Source organism: Neobacillus sp. 114, from assembly GCF_030127045.1.
GTDB classification, from domain to species: Bacteria; Bacillota; Bacilli; order Bacillales; family Cytobacillaceae; genus Neobacillus; species Neobacillus rhizophilus.
This window is the reverse complement of record NZ_CP126144.1, coordinates 3,644,154-3,663,535: the sequence shown is the minus strand read 5'-3', so window position 1 is coordinate 3,663,535 and position 19,382 is coordinate 3,644,154. Positions and strand designations below refer to the sequence as shown.

The following is a 19,382-nucleotide window of genomic DNA, read 5'->3' as shown; positions in this document are numbered from 1 at the left end:
GGTTTTGATTGATAAATCTTTGAAAAAAGGTATACTATCAATAAGTTAGTTTGCCGCTAACTTATTAGACCAAGAACACCGTCTGTCCAGGACATCTGTTCTTGGTTTATTTTTTTGCTGCTCACATTAACCTCACCTCCCAAAACAAAATAAAAAAGCACCTAGAGGAATCACTATAACTATACGAATATTACAATAGCATTTAGATATGGCTAATTGAACCTGGTGAATAAAGAGCGGATCTCAGTATGTATTTAAATCAATTATTTAATGAATTTTTTACAGTTAACTGTAAAAATAGGTGAAGATTTATTGTTATTTTCAAAAAATATTTACAAATAAAAAATAACACAAAAAATTACACAATTGGGATTGTTTTAATGTCTAATTCGTAACTTTTTGTGTCAAAAATAGTCGATTTATGTCGTGTTTGTCAATTTGTTGGAATATTCCACCAAATTCATCAACTTACGTGCAATGCAGGCTCAAACCTTTATCATAAGACGTTAAGATTAGTCATCCTCTTCCTTTTCAATCGTGCTATAAAATTCTGTGGCTTCCTTAATTTCCTCTACTAGATCTTCGGGTTCTATCTGTAAACCTTTAGCTAATTTAAAGACAGTAAAGAGGGATGGGCCTTTTTTATTTGTCTCCAAATCACTCATATATGACCGATCCAGATCGCTGTCATGAGCAAGTTCCTCTTGTGTCAACCCTTTTTCAGAACGAATCCTTTTAATCACTTCACCTATGTAAATGGCCTTATCTTTTCTCAAGAGAATTCTCCTTTTTAAGACCATTACATAATTAGAATGTAAAATGCTCCACGGGCTATAGCCGACAGAAACGTGGTATTGCGAATTTTTTTGACCTTGGCACGGTTTAGCTGTTTTGCTTTGTACAAAAGCTATGATAAAAATAAACAATTAAAGTTTGTCTTCATAATAAGCCAAAAACATACTGTGGATCCAAGAATCATTAACCATAGGCCCCGGTACAACACCATATTCTGCGTCAAGCTCATCATAAAATCGGCGCATAAATTTATTCTGCAAAACGCCATAAAAGTAGGCGATTGGATTTCTGACAGCTTTAGTGGATTTTAATTTGCGAATCAGCTGTTTAAAGGATTCAATAGCAATCTCAAGCATCTGATCTGTTTCGTTTTCGCTGTTATATTTATAGGCAGCAATTTGTGTCATATGCCAGAATTCTTCAATTGTCTTTGCGTCAGAATAAAAGTACTTTACCAGCTGGACAAATTCTTGTGGAACACGATTGCTAACATAGCTATGATCTAATTCCAACGGTTCTTCTTTACGTTTATTATTCTTTTGATCTTTTTCAGTTTTTAAAAGATTACTAGTTTCTATTGGCTGGTTCATTTTTTCTGGTTTAGGTGGTTCATTTGAAAGAAAACGATTAAAAACATACAGGTTGCTAGTTTGTGAGCCGTTTTTTCTCTCTGTTTCGTAGACGGTGATTATTCCGAATTCCTTAGCTTTTAAGACCATCCGTTTAAAGGTTGAGCGGGAAATGCCATTGTCGTGGAATTCCGCGTGAATGGCCTTCAGGATGGTTCCGATTTTGGCATTGCAGACACCAGGGATTTTTGCGGCAAATCTGACGAGACGTTTTAAACCAACAAGTTCTCCTTTGGAGAAGTCGGCCTTATGCTCTAGCAGCCATTGTTCGATATGGTGGTTAAATTCAGTGAGACTAGTAAATTGAGAAAACTCGTTAAATTTTTCAATACTGGCTGATTTTAAACTCATATGTATGCGCCACCCTTATGATCATTTGTATATGGCCATTTATCTTTTTAATGATTAAGGCACCTTTACGATATCGGGTTTGGCAGAATGAGTCGAATTCACTCATTTCCAATTTGGAGCGAATTTGGGTAGAAAAATGCGATTTTCGGCTCCAAATTGGAAATGAGAAGGCCAATTTTGTGATTTTCGTACCGATTTGATAGTTTTTATATTTGCATGGAAAATGGTAGAAGGGAGGGGGAATTGTGTAGAAGAAGCGGTTAAAGAGAAACACGGGAGGAGAGAGAACAGTTATAATTCTCTCTACCATGTTTTGTACTTTAAAGATTATCATGTCGAATAAACCCTTCACACCTTCATCCGCTCAGGTAAACGTTGTATAGACTGGACCACTAAATCCAGCTTCGTTTCTATTCGATAAAGCAGATAAAGTGTCACTACAATGGGAAATCCTACCTCTTTGATGAATGAAATGAATTGATCCACAACAATTTTCCTCCTTTCCAATTTTTAAAAAGAGGCCTGTTTCAGTCTGAACTGCCCCGGCCTCTCTCCTAAATAATTTCGAATTTGACTAAACTACCTTAAGCTTAGATAATCTCATACTCAACCACATTTCGGTCGATGACTCTTGCGCCTTTTGAGGAAACATATCTTCCGCTGGCAGATGTAAAGACATCCGCTGCAATAATCTGTTCCATTGACTGCTTAACAGCAGCCTCATCAATCGGCTCCTTTGGGTTTTCTATCGCAATACGAGCGGTTTTACCAAATTCCGTTCCAAACATTAATTCCAATGTTTTTGCCATTCTCGTTCACCTCCTTTCTTTGAGTCATGGGGAAGGTTCTTTTGCCTCAATCTTTAACTCATAACCTGCTTATTAGATTGGAGGCTTCGTTGACCTAGATTAGAAGAACCGTCCATTTTAATCACTAATTACTTTCCAGTTACGCAGTTAATTCAGTACTGTCGCTGCGCTCGGTTTTGTTTAGCGGGTAGTTGCATAGTGCAGAAATGGCTTGTGCAACCTGGAATAACTGGTCAGCAGTTGACTCCTTTCTGATGTTGCTAAACGTTTTGGTTTTTACGATTGGGTTTCCTTGCTCATCAAGGTCAACCTGAAACGACAACCGAAGCTTTGAACCTTCTAATAATGCTTGTGCCATTGTCCTTCACCTCCTTTCACCTTTTATTTAGCTTTTTGGAGGCCAAAAGGATAGGGTTAGAAAAAATTATTTTGGTTCTTTCGAGGAGGCAGTTTTTTTATGCATCGCTATGCCTACGGTTTTTGAAGTTATAATTTATTAAACTAATGATTATGGTAAAATAATCCTATAGGGAGTAAATGAAATAGGATATAAAGAAGAGGATTTATGGGGTGTAAAAATGCCAATTTATAATAAACTGGTCCGCGATAAAATACCAGAAATTATTGAGAGCACGGGCAAGAAATGTTCTTGTAAAGTATTAAATGATGATGAATATATAAAGGCACTTCAAGAGAAATGCTACGAGGAACTCGATGAGTATGTATCCAGCACAACAAACACTGAGACATTGGAAGAGTTAGCTGATTTGTTGGAGATTTTTCATTCCCTTGCTGATTATTATGGGTTTTCCATTGAACAAGTCGAGGAAATTCGGAAAAGAAAGCTGGAACAGCGTGGTGGATTTAAAGATAGGATATATTTAATTAATGTTGAAGATAAATAAGGTTAAAGCAAAAGAGCAGCAGGTGACAATATATTGAGTCATAAATTACAAGTGGGAGAAATGAAAGCCGCTTATTTAACAGATAAAGTTTCAAAGTTTTTTAGCTTGAATCTAAGGATTTAATCGAAATACGGAAACCCCCTCTAGTACCTCGTGATTTAATATTATAATGATTAAAAAAAGACTGATACCAAATTGGGAATCAGTCTTTTTAACAGACTACATATGAACATTTTTTATACTATTAATTAAAAGTTTCTTTAAAAGTATCCGTATTATCAACCAATCTCCTACGCGCTCCTTCCCGCCATTGCTTTACCGCCGATACCGTTACACTTTCCCGTTCGGCAATTTCCTTAACGGATAGGCCGGAATGGAGAGTGTAAAGCAGCCATTTCTGTTGTTTTGGGGTCAACATTTCCGAACAGGATAATAGGATTTCTTTTTCTAAAGAGGAGTCTTGCCGGCCATCAGCTGCAATCTCCCAGAATTCCTCCTCCGGACAAAAACTTCTATCCTTGCTTTTTGCCATTTTATTAAGTTCCATAAGCAGCTTGCCTCTAATATATGAATAAGCATAGTTTGTAAAATTCCCTTTTTCCGGATTGAATCGTTGGCTGGCCTCCCATAAGGAAATGAGGCCAAGTTGGTAAAATTCCTCCAGGTCTGTGTAAAGATGAAGAGAGTGGATGATCTTGTGAATCATCGGCTGATATTGTTTTGCTAACTGTTCAAAGCTTTCCAACGGTGGGTCCTTTCAGGAAAGCGCGCTTTGCCATTTTATTCCCGGGTATCTCTACAATAGCGGGATTTCCTATTTTCAGCGAATCCACTCATTTCTAATTTGGTGCCGAATTCTCCCCCCCGATCGCAACAAATTCTACTGTCACATTTCCAATTTGAAGCAGATTTTAGGAATTTTGAATCATAGTATAAAAGATGGGGCCATTGGAAGATTTCTGATGTTTACTTTGTTGGTGCTGTTCGGACAAGAGGCTACATAAACTTGTGTTTTTGGTGCCATGTCATTAAATAGGGGAGAGTCATGTCTTTCAGAAAGGCATTGTTAATTATGCTTCATATTCTGAGACTGTATATTGACTCCTATTTCCTCATAGTTACACTAATTCATTATTAATTTAGTTAAATATTAAAAATATTAGTCTTTTTTGCCCGCTGAATTTGGAATATTCTGATTATCACGTCAATATATTATAGCAATTATTCAACTTTTGTTTCCGATATGTAATTTGGTAGTTACCTTTTATAAACTTTAATTGAATGGGTTAATTTCAAGATTAATTCTTTAAAATGGAGGGATTTCAATGGATTTAGTTGGAAATAGGAATCTAATTTCACTATTAAATACGAACGTTAAAAGGCAGCCATCAAACGCATTTATTACAACAGAAACTGGGGATTCAATTACTTGGAAAGATTTTTCAATAAAGGTCAACCAATATGCAGGGACATTCTTTAATCAAGGGATAAATAAAGGAACATATGTTGTAGTTCATCATCGAACAACTCCGGATTTGCTCTCCATAATGTTTGGTTTGTATAAAATTGGAGCAGTTGTTGTCATGTCTAATATTGCAAATACAAAAGATGATCTTTCTTATATTATCGAATACACCAATAGTAAGTTTATTGTTTTTGAAGGATGCTCCGGTGATACAGAATACATAAACCACATTCAAAGCAAGTTTAAAATAGATAAGATTTTTTTACACCAAAAGTTAAATTTAGATATCAATGATGGTTTATTTGAAATTAAGAAATATATTGAAAATGCTAATATTGATATTCCTTTACCGACATTAAAAATTTTACCAGATGACCCCGCTACAATGATATTTACATCAGGTACTACAGCCAGGCCTAAGGGAGTTATTTACTCACATGGCAATCATATTTTCAGCGGAGAAATTGTAGCAAGGACCCTCAAAATTGAAAATAATGATATTTTCATGCACCATTTCCCCTTATTTCACATGAACGGATTAGGACAAATTTTTGCAGTGTTGACAGCAGGCTGTAACCTTCTATTATTTGAGAGATTTCGTTCGAGTGTATTTATCGAAAGAATAGAAAGATTTAGGCCCACCATTACACATCTTAATTCTACTCATATTAAGATGATACTAAATCATATTCATGACTCCCGGTATAGAAATGATACCTTTAAGTCGATTGGCTTTTCATTAAAATTGTCAAATGAGGTTTGTGACCGTTTTGAAGCCATTTTTGGAAGTGTACTTATTGAACTATATGGGTTAACCGAATCGATTTCAATTCCGCTCGCAAATCCCTTCCATTTAAATAGGAAGAGGCAAAGCTGCGGAATTCCAACATTAGGTTACGAGGTAAAGATAGTAAATGAATTTGGTCAAGAGCAGAAACCTTTCGAACATGGAGAGATCGTGATTAGGTGTTTTTCTAAATACGGAATAATGTCTGGTTACTATAATAAGTTAGAAGAAACAAAAGAAACGATAAAGGATGGATGGCTATATACCGGAGATGTCGGTTTTTATGATGATGAAGGATATTTCTATATGGTTGACCGCAGAAAAGACATAATTAAACGAGCTGGTGAAAACATTTCGGCTAGAGAAATAGAAGAGGCAATAGAATCTCATCCTCTAATTTCGGAAGTTGGAGTGATTGGCGTGTTTGATCCATTACGCGAGGAAGTCCCTAAAGCCTTTGTTGTTCGAAAAGAGGCTTCTTTAACCGAACAACAATTGAAAGAATATTGCAAAGAAAGGCTGGCAAATTTCAAAGTTCCACAGTATATAGAATTCATGGATAAATTACCTAAGACAGCAGTAGGAAAAATTGAAAAAAAGTTATTAAGAGCAATGGAGGAGAGGAAGGGTTTTAAAAATGAATTTAAGTGAAAAAGTGGCCATTATTGGGTCAGGGGAAGCCAGCAGAGAAAAAAATCCGGGTAGGAGAGCGATTCACTTAGCAATTGAAGCTGCCAATAAAGCGATAAAAAATGCCGGTATTGATAAATCCAAGATAGATGGTATTTTAACAGGTTATTCATTGGTTGAGCCTGAAATGGATTTTAGTTCCAGACTATCCCAGGAATTGGGGATTACACCGAATTTCAGCAGTACAATTTCAGTTTCAGGAGCAACCGGTTGTGCACTTGTGGAGCATGCAGCATTAGCAATTGCAGCTGGATTCTGTAATTATATATTAGTTGCATGGGCAGATAATCGGGCTTCTGGAACAATGCGAGGAAATTTTGTTTCTAAATTAGCTGAAAACGGTAACGAACAATTCGAGGTACCATATGGTCCATTGATTCCAACTCAATATGCACTTGCAGCTCAAAGGCATATCCATGAATTTGGAACTACTCCAGAGCAATTAGCATCGGTTGCGGTTACTTTCCGGGAACATGCTTTAAAAAATCCAGATGCACAAATGAAAAAACCAATATCGATTCAGGATGTACTTAATTCAAAAATGATTTCTAGCCCACTTCATCTTTTGGATTGTTGTATTGTTACTGATTTTGGTGGAGCTTTACTCCTAACTTCAAAAGAAAGAGCAAGTGATTCTAAAAATACTCCTATTTATATTTTGGGCATAGGTGAAGGACATACTCATGAGAATATTATGAATTCGAGAAACTTAATGTATACTGGAGCAATTAATTCCGGAAAAACAGCTTTCTCAATGGCAGGTATCACCCACCAAGATATTGACCTAGTTCAACTATATGATTGTTTTACTATAACAGTATTATTAGAACTTGAAGATTTAGGTTTTTGTGAAAAAGGTGAAGCAGGTACTTTAGTGGAAAAGGGTTATTTATCTCTCGGAGGAAAACTGCCAGCAAACACGAATGGAGGAATGTTATCATGTGCTAATGGTGGAATATTACATGTTACAGAAGCGGTTACACAGTTAAGAAATGAAGGTAAAGAAAGACAAGTTCCTAACAATCCTAGGATAGCTTTAGTTCATGGTAATGGAGGGATTTTATCTTCGCACTGTACATTAATTTTGGGGAGGTAAGTCAAATTGGAAAATGATATGTTAAACGTTGGAAGTGATGAAGTAACTCAATACTATTGGGATCATTGTAAGCAAGAAAAGCTTATGATTCAAAACTGTAATGATTGTAAGCGATTTCAGTTCCCGCCTAATTTAAGTTGCCGTTATTGCTCTTCCAACTGTATAGAATGGAAAAAATCTAATGGAATTGGTGAAATTTACTCCTATAGTGTTGTTTACCGAGCACCATCTGTATTTTTCGAAAAATATGTTCCATATGTTGTCGCTTTAATAAAATTAGATGAGGGGGTAATGATTGAAAGTTGGATCATACAAGATGAATTGTCTGATGAATCTGTAATAAGTATTGGAGCTAAAGTCAAGACTTCTTATCAGGATTTTGGTACGTATAAACTGCCAGTTTTTAAACTATTAAATTAATTATTTATTAACTCTTGGGAGGAAAGTTATGAGAAAAACTAAAGTGAAAATTGGCTTGATTTTATTCGTATTGATGGGTTTATTAATTGGATGTAATCAGACTACTGGAACAAGCTCTGGCGATAATAATTCGAAAGATGATAATAAAAAACCTTCTGCATTAAAGGTTGGAGGTTTATTTGCGATGACTGGTCCTTTTGCATCTTATGGAGAACAGCAAAGTAGGGGTGTTCAATTAGCTTTTGATGAAATAAATGAGGCTGGCGGGATTGACGGGACGAAACTGGAATTAAAAATCGAGGATACCGTAGGAGAACCTACAACGGCTGTAAACGGAATTAATAAACTAATAAGTGTTGAAAAAGTACCTTGGATTTTTAACTCAGTAAGTAATGTCATAATGGCAACAACACCAATAGGTGAACAAAATAAAACAGTTATGATTAACGGTGGAGGAACAAGCCCAGTATTAGCAGGGCTAAGTCCATATCTTTTTTCAAATATTCCACTAGAAACGATTCATATCCGTGCTCTTGCTGATTATGCGTACAATGAACTTGGAAAGAAAAAACTGGCCATTTTGTATCCAAACGATGATTTGGGTAATGGTGATAAGGATGCGATGAAAAAGGCTTGGGAACAACTTGGGGGAAAAGTGATGGCCATTGAAGTAGCGGAAGGAGGAGCGTCAGATTTTAAAGCACAATTAAGTAAAATAAAAGCCGCTAATCCCGAAGCGATTTATATTGCAGTAGGTGGTCAGCAGATTGCCATTGCCTTGAATCAAGCTAAAGAACTAGGTATTGATTCTCAAATCTTAGGAACAAGTTTTTGGACAGTTCCCGATACAATAAAAGCCGCAAAAGGTTCATCGGAAGGTGTATTATTTTCAACTCAGCAGTGGAATCCAGCCAGCCCGACGAACGATATGGCTAAAAAGTTTGTTGAACATTTTAAAGAAAAATATAAGGAAGACCCTCTTCAGAATTCTACAAGTTACTATGCAGCAGCCTATATGTTAAAAGATGTGGTTAGTTATTTATATAAAAACAATTTGCCTTTGACAGGGGAAGAAATGAGAAATGCTTTGCTGGCTATCAAAACATTTGAAACTCCATTTGGAAAATTATCATTTAATAAAGATGGAAGCGCCAATCTTCCAGTAACAATTATGACAGTGAAAGATGCATCCTTCCAGAAAGTACAAGATGTTGATATTAAGGTGTTTGAAAAATTTAAATAAGTTTAATAGAGTGAGTCCTCAATTTATATGGGGACTCACAAAAGCAGTTTTTAGGGAGGATTACTATGAGTGATTTATTTATCCAATTATTAGTGAATGGGATTGCGTTAGGAACTCAGATTGGATTGGTATCAGTAGGATTTGCCTTAATATTTGGAGTCACAAAAACGATGCATTTATCCCACGGAGCAATAATCACATTATCGGGATACTTCTTATATGTATGTACTGGCGTGCTCGGTTTGCCGCTAATTCTTGCATTTTTAATAAGCGGTTTAGTTGGCGGGGCAGCAGGTTTGGCTAATGAATTAATCATTTATGAACCAATACGAAAACGTCCATTTAAGCCATTCATTATCGTAGTAGCTTCTCTTGGAACAGGAATTATTCTGGAGAATACACTCGGACTTATCTTCGGCAGAAGTGTTATTAATATAAGAGAATCTACAATTGGGAGTGCGAGTAACGGAATAGATCTTTTTGGGGCATCCATTGCAGCGACTGATATCTTAACCATTCTTATCACAATAGTAATGCTTGTTCTTCTAGAATCGTCACTAAGGTTCACTAAATTAGGTAGGGCTATTCGCTGTGTAATGGATAATCCAAGTTTAGCAAAAGTACTGGGGATTAATAGCCGGAAAATATATTTATTAACTTTCTTTATTGGTTCCTTTGTTAGCGCACCAGCAGCATTTTTTATAAGTCTTAACTCAGGTTTGTATACAACCGTTGGGTTTGAAGCAATGTTAATCGCATTTATTGCTGCATTTGTAGGAGGAATAGGTAGTTTAAATGGTGCATTTTTAGGGGGATTAATTATTGGGATTGTGCAGAATTTAGGACTACTTGTCATCGATTCCCAATGGAAATTAACTTTAGCATTTTTCGTATTATTTATCATTGTTCTGATTAAACCTACAGGACTATTTGGTAATAAAATAGGAAACGTGGAGGTATAGTATGGATTATGTATTAGGTTTATGCATCATTATTGTCATATACATAATTGGTGCTATGTCATTTAACTTATTACTTGGCCACGCAAATATTTTTTCTGTAGCACATGCAGGGTTTATCGGTATCGGTGCCTATTCGACAGCAATATTTACTGTAAAATTGGGAATAAATTTTTTGGGGGGAATGATCGTAGGGATCCTAATAGCAGGAGTTATTGGATATATTTTTGCTCTTTTAACCTTAAGAGTGAGCGGGGATTATATGGTAGTAGCAAGCTTCGGACTACTAATAATATTTAACCAAATATTTTCCAATTGGACAGTAGTGACGAATGGAGGAAGAGGATTCCCAGGAATTATGAAACCGGAATTATTCGGGTACCCAATTATCGGTAAACCTGAGTTTTTAATTTTTTCCTTCATCATTCTAATTGTTTGCTATATCATCATCGGCCGGTTAATCGAAAGTCCTTTTGGTAGAGTTCTAAGAGCGATGGGAAATAATGAAGTGGCAGCAAAAAGTTTGGGGAAAAATGTTGTTCAATACAAAATCCTGGTTTTTACAGTTACTGGGGCAATTGCCGCAATTTCAGGAAGTTTATATGCTCATTATATAACCTTTATTAACCCTACTGATTTTAATGTACATTTAACGATGTTTTTATTAACCATTATCATTATCGCAGGAACCAAGAAATTATGGACCGTTATAATTGGGGCTGTTTTTCTAGTTCTTGTTCCGGAGATAATAGGTTTTATTCATTTACCGAATTCTATTGCTGCTGGGATAGAGCAATTATTTTATGGTTTGATTTTAGTCTTGTTCGCTTTACTAAGACCGAAGGGCATTCTATCGACTAAAAGTTAAAATTGGGGGTGATTTTATTGATTCGTGTGGAAGGAGTTAATAAATCATTTGGTGGGATTCAAGCAATCAGAGATTTAACCTTCGAAATAAAGTCTAATCAGATTACCGCTTTAATCGGCCCAAACGGTGCTGGGAAGACAACAATCTTTAATTTAATATCAGGGTTTTTAAAACCAGATTCAGGAAAAATATATCAAGATAATATAGATATTACTAAATTACAAGCATATCAAATGGGGAATATTGGGGTCGGAAGGACCTTTCAGGATTTGCGCATTTTTGAAGATTTAACTGTTCTTGATAACGTGATGGTCGGATTTCAGCAACAATCCGGGGAAAAAATGAGACATCTTTTCTTAAATTGGAGGAATATCAAGCGAGAAGAAAATGAAAGACGTAAATTGGCTAGCCAGCACTTAGCGTATGTAGGTTTATCCGGGAAAGAGGATGAGGTTGCCAATAATTTATCCTATGCTGAACTGAAACTATTATCAATTGCAAGGATGCTAGCCCTAGACGTTGATACGATATTACTTGATGAACCGTGCTCAGGATTAGATCAAAAAACGCTGGATACAGTCATAAGATTGGTAAAAGAACTAGTTTCTAAGGGAAAGACTATTTGTATTGTAGAGCATAATCTTTATGTGGTCAGCGAATTGGCGGATTATGCAATTTTTCTTGATAATGGCCATGCGGTTGCGACTGGCCCAATTAATGAAATTATGAATGACCCTGACCTAAAAGAACGATATTTGAATGTTGTTTAAAAATAGGGTTTAACGGAGTGATAAATATGATATTAGATATAAGAAATGTAACCGCTGGTTACAGTAAAAAAACAGTTATAGAAGATGTATCTTTAAACATTAATGAAGGGGAAATTGTCGGTTTAATTGGTCATAATGGTGCAGGCAAATCAACCTTGTTAAGTACCATTCATGGACAGATAAAACCATCAAGTGGCAACATTTATTTTAGGGAGGAGAAAATTAGTGGGTTAAGACCTGAAGAAATTGTAAAAAAAGGTTTATCATATATACCCCAAGGACATCAAGTCTTCAAGTCCCTAACAGTATTAGATAATTTGAAAATGGGTTGTTATTTTTTAAGAAATAAAAAGGAAATCTATGAAAAACTTGAAGTATCATATAAACTTTTTCCTATATTAAAAGAAAGAGAAAAGCAAAAGGCTGGCACAATGTCTGGTGGTCAGCAACAAATGCTTGCTGTTGCAATGGGATTAATGACTAGTCCTAAACTGTTGTTAATAGATGAGCCATCAATTGGCCTTGCCCCTTCTTTTGTTCAGACGGTCATGGATGCGATATGCGAGATTAACAAAACCCTAGGAACATCCATCTTAATCGTTGAACAAAATATTGATCATCTTTTCAGAATCGCCAACAGAGTATATGGATTAAGAAGAGGTAAAATAGTTGCACATGACGACTCTGAAACTTTTACGCAGAATTATAATTTATTAGAAATTATGTAGGGAGTGATATAATGCTGGAAACTTTATCGAACTGGAATCGATGGGGAGGAGAGGATGAAAGAGGTACCTTAAATTTATTGACTCCTCAAGTATTGTTAAAAGCAAAGGAATATATTAAACAGGGAAAGGTATACAGCTTATCTTATCCAATTCGCCAAACCAAAGTTCCTGTGTTTCCTGGGAGGAATTCTGCGCTCCATTTTATGACTATCGATGGGGGGGATTATAAATCGGGAATACAATCACCGGGCGGGGTAAAAATTGCTGATGATTATATTGTGATGCCTACACACGGGACTACCCATGTTGATGGACTTGGACATGTTTGGACAGATGAGCAAATTTATAATGGCCATGATCAAAATAACATTCGAAGTACAGGTGCAAAAAAGTGCGGTGTCGAAAAGATTGAATGGATTGTAGGTAGAGGGATTTTATTGGATATTGCCTTATTAAAAGGGGTGCAAAATTTAGACCCAGGGTATGTCATTACTCCAGAAGATATAATGCAATGTTTAGATGTCCAAAAAGTTGAAATCCAACAGGGGGATATTATTCTCCTAAGAACAGGCTTTATGAAAACATTCGAAACACAACCTGAAACTTTTTATGAAAGTCAGCCCGGAATCGGGATTGAGGCAGCCCGATTTTTAGCTAAACAAGACATTGTTGGATTAGGGGTAGATAATTTAGCAGTTGAACCGATACCTATGGAGGAAAAAGCGAAGGATTCCCTTCACGTTCTAATGATTCGAGAACTAGGAATATATTTAATGGAAATGTTAAATCTTGATGAATTCGCGAAAGAAGAGGTATATGAATTTTTCTTTGTAGCAACGCCTTTAAAAATAAGAGGCGGTGTAGGAAGTCCCATTAATCCTCTAGCAATATTATGAAAAGCCCCTATTAATAAAATAGAAATACTTATAAAACGATTATTATCATTAATTATAAGGAGTTGGTTGTATGAGTTTAACGAAGGAAACCTATACACACTTATTTTCCGAAAATAAGATTGGTGATATCAATCTAAAAAATAGAATAATTATGGCACCGATGGAAACAAATATGGCTTCTTCCTCCGGTGAGGTAACTTCCAAAATGATAAAATATTATGCGGAAAGAGCCAAGGGGGGAGCGGGTGCAATCATTGTTGAATTCACATGTGTCGAAAGGGAACATGGACTAGGTTCGCCCCATCAACTTCTTATTGATGATGATTCATTTATTTCTGGCCATCGTGCTATAGCCATGGAAATAAAAAGTCATGGGTCAAAAGCATTTCTACAGCTACATCATGCCGGAAGAGAAACTAGAAAAAGCGTGATTGGCAGACAACCCCTTGCTCCTTCCCCGATACCATGCAAGGTTATGAAGGAATCCCCGAAAGAATTAACCATAGAAGAAATAAAAATGATTGAAGATAAATTTATATCTGCAGCATATAGAGCATACAAGGCTGGATACGACGGTGTAGAGCTGCATGCAGCTCATGGTTATTTATTAAATGGTTTCTTGTCACCATATTCGAATAAAAGGACAGATAAGTATGGGGGTTCGTTAGAAAATCGCGGGCGAATCATAAAGAATGTTATACAAGGTATTAAGAAAACTGTAGACGGAAATTTTCCAGTTATCATTCGATTTAGTATGGATGAATTCATCGAGGAAGGTTTGAATATAGGTGAGGGTATAAAATTCGCAAAATTTTTTGAGGATTCTGGCGCATCTGCAATTCATGCCTCTACGGGTATATTTGAATCGATCGATCGAAATGTTGAACCGATGTCATTTTCCGAGGGTTGGAGAATTCCAATGGCTAGAAGAGTGAAGGAAGCAATAAATATTCCAGTCATTGGGGTCGGAGTAATCAGGGATCCAGCATTTGCAGACAAAATTATAAAAAACCAAGATATTGACTTTGTTGCAATGGGCAGAAGTTTTTTAGCAGATCCGCACTGGGCCAAAAAAGCCAAAGAAGGAAATCAAGACTTGATTATCAAATGCACATCATGCTGTTATTGTGCTGAACGTGTAACTAAGCATGCTGAGGTTCGTTGTTCAGTAAACCCCGTAACGGGTAGAGAAGCTGATTTACTTCCGTTAGTTAAGGCTGACAAACCTCTAAGGGTGGCTGTCATTGGCGGAGGCTCAGCCGGAATGGTGGCTGCACTTACAGCAGAAGAAAAAGGCCATCATGTAACACTTTTTGAAGCTAACGACAAATTAGGTGGATTATTGGATGTGGCAGCTGCTGGAGTCCATAAGGAGAAATGGGCTTGGTTCTTCGATTCTCTTATAAAAAGGATTGGGTATTCAAAGGTAAACGTACAACTAAATAAAAAGGTTTCTGAAGCTGATTTGTTAGAAATGGATTTTGATAAGCTAATTATAGCTACCGGAATGATCCCTAAACATGATCCTATTAAAACAGACCATTCCATTCCAATTATGGATGTTGTCGAAGCATTTAGAAATAAGGAGACCATTAATGGAAAGAAAGTAGTGGTATTGGGGTCAAGAGGGGCTGGCCTTGAAATGTCACACTACCTAGCTGAGAATAACAATAAAGTGATAGCGATAAGTCGTTCTGGGAAAAGAGAAATTGGAAGAAATATAGATCCGTTGAATAGAAGAGATATAATGTCACACATAAAGTTTCTTCCAATCCAATTTCTAACGAATACTGATATTGATCGGGTAGAAAACAATAAGCTGATTTTAATAACGAATGAAGGTGAAACGTTTAGTATTAATGTTGATTTAATAATATCTGCCAGAGGATTTAAGCCCAATGATCTATTTATAAATAATGAATACGATCGAATAGGTAGCTGCAAAGAGCCAAGAAAAATTCTAGATGCAGTTTTAGAAGGGTATATAGCAGGAAATAGTTTATCTTAATTTTAACCATTTTTAATACAAAAAAAAGTCTTGATACTTATATTTATAAAGTGATTGGAGAGGAAGGGTAGAATATTGACCGAAGAAATAATCGCTGACAGAATAAAAAAGCTAAGATTACATTTAAATTTTACACAAGAGGATCTAGCAAGAAAATGTGGATATTCCAAAAGCTTTATATCAAAAATTGAAAGAGGTAACATTTCAATAGCTATTGCAACTTTATCTAAAATTGCAAAGGTTTTCGGAGTTGAATTGTCTTGGTTTTTTGAGGTGGATGAAGACGACACCGGTCCATTAATAATTAAGAAGAAGGATCGAAAACCACTGAAAGGTAAATATAGTGAGATTGGTTACAACTATTATTCTTTAGCTAATAAAAAAAGACTCTCAAAAATACAACCTTTTGTTGTAACAATCCCTGCTATTGTAATGGACAAAAAACCATTTATTCATGAAGAAGAAGAATTTGTTTATGTCATATCAGGAAATGTAGATTTTTTCTATGACGGCAATAAATATCGGATGGAAGAAGGGGATTCAGTTTACTTCGATGGTCAAAAATCACATATGTTCTTACCTATTGAAAAGGAAGTTGTCCTTTTAGGTGTTTTAATGCAGGTAAATTATTAAAAAGTTTAGAGGTGAAACCATTGACTTATTGGGAGAAGAATTTACCTGACCATTTAACCATACAAAAGAATAAATTCGGATTACCCGTCTTTGAACCAAGACCGTCAAATGTTGCCGAATTACTACGGCAAACAGTAACCCGGGTACCAGAAGAGACAGCCCTGGTTTTTCAGGAAAAACAAATGACATACTTGGAACTATGGGACCAAGTATGTCGAGTTGCTTTTAATCTTCAGAATAAATATGGAATCAAAAAGGGCGAAAAAGTAGCGCTGCTTTTGGGGAATGGATTTTTATACCCAATCTGCTTTTTTGCACTTGCTCATATTGGAGCAATTTCTGTACCGTTGAATGTTAGGCTTTCGCCAACTGAAATAGAATATGAAATTGTTAAATCAAAGGCACGGTTATTGATTACAGAAAAAGAGTATTGGGAAGGAATCTACACCAAAATTCAATGCATGGATCAACTCGATGAAGTGTTTGTCTCTGAAAAAACAACTGATTTGGAAAAACTGTTTTCAGAATTAACCGAGCCCTTTGTGGGTGACATTGATGTTCCCGTAATAATCGATACGGAACCCTGCTCTATTTTTTTTACATCAGGTACGACTGGACATCCAAAGGGTGCATTACTAACCCATCTGGGTTTTGTATCTACTGGAATGAATTTTGCTGTAACGTACCAGCTTCAGCCGAAGGATAGTACATTAATGATGGTTCCGATGTTTCATATCACAGGGATGCTGCAATTTCTAGGAGCTATTTATACAGGAATACCAGTTTATATACTAAAATCTTACCAGACTGAAACGGTATTGGAACTACTTCAAAGATATAAGCCAACGATACTTGTTGGGGTACCAACGATGTACTGGTTTATGCTTTCTTCTCAAAAGTTTCGCCCTGAGATTCTATCTAATGTTAGAGCGATTCTTTATGGAGGAGCGCCTGCTCCGTTTGATTTAATTGAAAAACTAAGAAAAATATTCCCGCAGATGAAAATTCATAATGGATATGGGTTGACTGAGGGGCATGGCCTAGATACTTTGCTTCCAGATCAAGATGCATTGCGAAAACATGATTCAGTTGGTCTTCCTGTACCACTTGTTGAGGTTAAAGTAGTTGATGAAAATGGAAATGGACTCCCAACTAATGGAATTGGAGAGCTAATTATTCGTGGTCCTAAAGTTATCAGTGGTTATTGGGAAAACGAAGAGGCAAGCAACAAAGCAATACGGAACGGCTGGTTATATACGGGAGATGTAGCAAAAATTGATGATGAAGGATATGTTTATATTCTCGACAGAATAAAAGATATGATAAATAGGGCTGGAGAAAAGGTTTATAGCATTGAAGTAGAGAATGTCCTGTATTCGTTTCCAAAGGTACTGGAAGCAGCTGTGGTCGGTATTCCTGATAAGATTTTCGGAGAACAAATCAAGGCGGTAATTGTATTAAAACCAGGTATGAGATCATCGAGTGAGGAAATACGGAAATATTGCCTCCAAAAACTTGCACATTTTAAAGTACCAAAAGTTATCGAATTTCTTGACAAATTGCCCCGGAACCCTAGCGGAAAAGTTTTGAAACGTCAACTTGTTTAATTAAGTAATGCTGGTTCTAATAAAGAATTAATTATCCATATCCAACCCCTGCAATAATAATACGCCAAGAATAATCTTAGCCTTTTTTTTATTCAACGGGCTGTTAAACATGGATACAGGAAAGCTCCTAGTTGTAAAATAAGTACAGTTTTTTTACAAGAAAAAGACGGAACATTACTTCAACAAGTAGAAGAGTGGTGACAGAGCTACTCTTTTTTTCCTGAAGTAAAATACCTATCGAAGCCAAAAAAACTTTGTTGTAAAGTTTTATAGTTTTTTTAAATTATTTTAATGGCACTTTAGTAATCTCAAAAAGTTTAGGAATTTCCTTCACTTGATAACTATTTGGAGAGGCACACAGGGACGATTCTATTGCCTCATTAACTGGTGCTAAAGGTACCGGCCTGCTAATTATTTCATAATAAAGTTATTCTTAAATAATCTTATTCGCCACGTCTTAGGTATTCGCTGGATCTAGCCGGTTAAACGTTAACCTCTAAATCCCACGTAGTTAAGGATTGTTCACTCTTAAATACTTCAATCTCCCACGTGCACCTTCCCGCCATTGCTTAACTGCAGATACCGTTACATCTTCTTTGTCGGCAATTTCCCTGACGGATAGACCGGAATGGAGAGTGTAAAACAGCCATTTCTGTTGTTTCGGGGTCAACATTTCCGAACAGGATAATAGGATTTCTTTTTCTAAAGATGGATCTTGCCGGCCATCAGCTGCCATCTCCCAGAATTCCTCCTCCGGACAAAAACTTCTTTCCTGGATTTTTGCTATCTTATTGAGTTCCATAAGCAGCTTGCCTCTAATATATGAATAAGCATAGTTTGTAAAATTCCCTTTTTTCGGATTGAATCGTTGGCTGGCCTCCCATAAGGAAATGAGGCCAAGCTGGTAAAATTCCTCCAGGTCTGTGTATAGATGAAGAGAGTGAATGACCTTGTGGATCATCGGCTGGTATTGTTCTGCTAACTGTTCAAAGCTTTCCAACGCTAGGTCCTTTCAGGAAAGCGCGCTTATGCCTCTGTATTCCCGGGTATCTCTACCATAGCGAGATTCTTTGATTTGAGCGAATTCACTAATTTCTAATTTGGTGCCGAATTCCCCCCTGAAAATGGCAAAATCTACTGTCTTATTTCTAATTTGGAGCAGATTTTAAGAAGTTTCGATCAAAACTATATAAATTGAGATTGGGGAAGGTTCTCAAAGGGTATTTTTTGATCCATAAATAGAATCCTTACATGAGAAGCTATTACAATGAGGTGGTTTATTCGAGATGTATACAAAAATTGTTGAGTTCCCTCCATTGGAAACGGAGAGAATTAAATTTCAAATTTTAACCCTTGAAAATATGGGTGCCGATGGGGGATATATCATAAAAGCAGCGAAAACTTCATTGGAACGATTGAATTTCATTTTTTAAGATGAACAAGGGTAAATGCTGCTGAAATAGATACTAATTAATCGCCGCCATGATAAACTTAGCACACCGTGAATTCACCCCTGAAATCCGATAGAGTCATCATTCAAGGTAGGGTCCGGGTCCCTTTATTGTTATTGCCATCCCAAAATGACCGAAAGTTGACGGTGTTGCCAGTCCAGAATTAGACGGTGTAATACCACATGAGTATATGTTGATGCTTTATAATAGCTTTCGCTGCATAATTATAAATGATATGACGCCCACTTTAAGCTCCATACAAGAGGCTGTGT

General features: G+C 36.3%; 21 protein-coding genes. 14 read left to right on the top strand and 7 right to left on the bottom strand.

Going from position 1 to position 19,382, the window contains the following annotated elements; all coding sequences use genetic code 11:
• Nucleotides 1–512: 512 nt before the first annotated feature.
• The 5 genes from QNN06_RS17855 to QNN06_RS17835 all read right to left on the bottom strand — a co-directional run bounded on the left by QNN06_RS17855 (nucleotide 513) and on the right by QNN06_RS17835 (nucleotide 2,942).
• On the bottom strand, nucleotides 513–776 hold the full coding sequence (locus tag QNN06_RS17855; protein ID WP_284035614.1) for a helix-turn-helix domain-containing protein: 264 nt from the start codon (nucleotides 774–776) through the stop codon (nucleotides 513–515).
• A 150-nt stretch (nucleotides 777–926) separates the two neighbouring features.
• The gene (locus tag QNN06_RS17850) at nucleotides 927–1,775 is read right to left on the bottom strand and encodes a hypothetical protein (RefSeq protein ID WP_284035613.1); all 849 of its coding nucleotides are present in this window, start codon (nucleotides 1,773–1,775) and stop codon (nucleotides 927–929) included.
• A 348-nt stretch (nucleotides 1,776–2,123) separates the two neighbouring features.
• Nucleotides 2,124–2,261 carry a YvrJ family protein gene (locus QNN06_RS17845; protein WP_284035612.1) on the bottom strand — a complete coding sequence of 46 codons (138 nt, stop codon included), beginning with the start codon at nucleotides 2,259–2,261 and terminating at the stop codon, nucleotides 2,124–2,126.
• Between the two features lie 104 nt (nucleotides 2,262–2,365).
• Nucleotides 2,366–2,584: a DUF2922 domain-containing protein gene (locus QNN06_RS17840; RefSeq protein WP_284035611.1), complete on the bottom strand. Its 219-nt coding sequence runs from the start codon at nucleotides 2,582–2,584 to the stop codon at nucleotides 2,366–2,368.
• Between the two features lie 139 nt (nucleotides 2,585–2,723).
• Nucleotides 2,724–2,942, bottom strand: a complete 219-nt coding sequence (locus QNN06_RS17835) for a DUF1659 domain-containing protein (protein WP_284035610.1) — start codon at nucleotides 2,940–2,942, stop codon at nucleotides 2,724–2,726.
• A gap of 220 nt (nucleotides 2,943–3,162) precedes the next feature.
• Between QNN06_RS17835 and QNN06_RS17830 the strand changes: the two genes are divergently transcribed.
• Nucleotides 3,163–3,489 (top strand): nucleoside triphosphate pyrophosphohydrolase, encoded by a 327-nt coding sequence (locus tag QNN06_RS17830; RefSeq protein WP_284035609.1) that lies wholly within the window; start codon nucleotides 3,163–3,165, stop codon nucleotides 3,487–3,489.
• A gap of 244 nt (nucleotides 3,490–3,733) precedes the next feature.
• Here QNN06_RS17830 and QNN06_RS17825 read toward each other — a convergent pair whose 3' ends face one another.
• Nucleotides 3,734–4,234: a sigma-70 family RNA polymerase sigma factor gene (locus QNN06_RS17825; protein WP_284035608.1), complete on the bottom strand. Its 501-nt coding sequence runs from the start codon at nucleotides 4,232–4,234 to the stop codon at nucleotides 3,734–3,736.
• Nucleotides 4,235–4,814: 580 nt separating this feature from the next.
• Between QNN06_RS17825 and QNN06_RS17820 the strand changes: the two genes are divergently transcribed.
• From QNN06_RS17820 to QNN06_RS17765, 12 genes are all read left to right on the top strand, one after another.
• On the top strand, nucleotides 4,815–6,392 hold the full coding sequence (locus tag QNN06_RS17820; RefSeq protein WP_284035607.1) for a class I adenylate-forming enzyme family protein: 1,578 nt from the start codon (nucleotides 4,815–4,817) through the stop codon (nucleotides 6,390–6,392).
• Nucleotides 6,379–7,527, top strand: coding sequence for a thiolase C-terminal domain-containing protein (locus tag QNN06_RS17815; protein WP_284035606.1), 1,149 nt, complete (start codon nucleotides 6,379–6,381; stop codon nucleotides 7,525–7,527). Before QNN06_RS17820 ends, QNN06_RS17815 begins: the two co-directional genes overlap by 14 nt.
• A gap of 6 nt (nucleotides 7,528–7,533) precedes the next feature.
• Nucleotides 7,534–7,947 (top strand): Zn-ribbon domain-containing OB-fold protein, encoded by a 414-nt coding sequence (locus QNN06_RS17810; RefSeq protein ID WP_284035605.1) that lies wholly within the window; start codon nucleotides 7,534–7,536, stop codon nucleotides 7,945–7,947.
• Between the two features lie 28 nt (nucleotides 7,948–7,975).
• Complete coding sequence (locus QNN06_RS17805; protein WP_284035604.1) at nucleotides 7,976–9,190, top strand: ABC transporter substrate-binding protein; 1,215 nt, start codon at nucleotides 7,976–7,978, stop codon at nucleotides 9,188–9,190.
• Nucleotides 9,191–9,255: 65 nt separating this feature from the next.
• Nucleotides 9,256–10,152, top strand: coding sequence for a branched-chain amino acid ABC transporter permease (locus QNN06_RS17800; RefSeq protein ID WP_284035603.1), 897 nt, complete (start codon nucleotides 9,256–9,258; stop codon nucleotides 10,150–10,152).
• A gap of 1 nt (nucleotide 10,153) precedes the next feature.
• On the top strand, nucleotides 10,154–11,017 hold the full coding sequence (locus tag QNN06_RS17795; RefSeq protein ID WP_284035602.1) for a branched-chain amino acid ABC transporter permease: 864 nt from the start codon (nucleotides 10,154–10,156) through the stop codon (nucleotides 11,015–11,017).
• Between the two features lie 26 nt (nucleotides 11,018–11,043).
• Nucleotides 11,044–11,787: an ABC transporter ATP-binding protein gene (locus tag QNN06_RS17790; RefSeq protein WP_284037948.1), complete on the top strand. Its 744-nt coding sequence runs from the start codon at nucleotides 11,044–11,046 to the stop codon at nucleotides 11,785–11,787.
• Between the two features lie 26 nt (nucleotides 11,788–11,813).
• Nucleotides 11,814–12,515, top strand: a complete 702-nt coding sequence (locus QNN06_RS17785) for an ABC transporter ATP-binding protein (RefSeq protein ID WP_284035601.1) — start codon at nucleotides 11,814–11,816, stop codon at nucleotides 12,513–12,515.
• Between the two features lie 11 nt (nucleotides 12,516–12,526).
• Nucleotides 12,527–13,411, top strand: a complete 885-nt coding sequence (locus QNN06_RS17780; protein ID WP_284035600.1) for a cyclase family protein — start codon at nucleotides 12,527–12,529, stop codon at nucleotides 13,409–13,411.
• A gap of 70 nt (nucleotides 13,412–13,481) precedes the next feature.
• Nucleotides 13,482–15,419, top strand: coding sequence for an oxidoreductase (locus QNN06_RS17775; RefSeq protein WP_284035599.1), 1,938 nt, complete (start codon nucleotides 13,482–13,484; stop codon nucleotides 15,417–15,419).
• Nucleotides 15,420–15,494: 75 nt separating this feature from the next.
• Nucleotides 15,495–16,052: a helix-turn-helix domain-containing protein gene (locus QNN06_RS17770; RefSeq protein ID WP_284035598.1), complete on the top strand. Its 558-nt coding sequence runs from the start codon at nucleotides 15,495–15,497 to the stop codon at nucleotides 16,050–16,052.
• Nucleotides 16,053–16,072: 20 nt separating this feature from the next.
• Entirely contained in the window at nucleotides 16,073–17,659 is a 1,587-nt protein-coding gene (locus QNN06_RS17765; RefSeq protein WP_284035597.1) for a class I adenylate-forming enzyme family protein, read from the top strand.
• Between the two features lie 511 nt (nucleotides 17,660–18,170).
• Here the strand turns inward: QNN06_RS17765 and QNN06_RS17760 are convergent.
• Nucleotides 18,171–18,659 (bottom strand): sigma-70 family RNA polymerase sigma factor, encoded by a 489-nt coding sequence (locus QNN06_RS17760; RefSeq protein WP_284035596.1) that lies wholly within the window; start codon nucleotides 18,657–18,659, stop codon nucleotides 18,171–18,173.
• A 286-nt stretch (nucleotides 18,660–18,945) separates the two neighbouring features.
• Here QNN06_RS17760 and QNN06_RS17755 point away from each other — a divergent pair, with 286 nt between their 5' ends.
• Nucleotides 18,946–19,092, top strand: coding sequence for a hypothetical protein (locus tag QNN06_RS17755; protein ID WP_284035595.1), 147 nt, complete (start codon nucleotides 18,946–18,948; stop codon nucleotides 19,090–19,092).
• The last annotated feature ends 290 nt before the right edge of the window (nucleotides 19,093–19,382 follow it).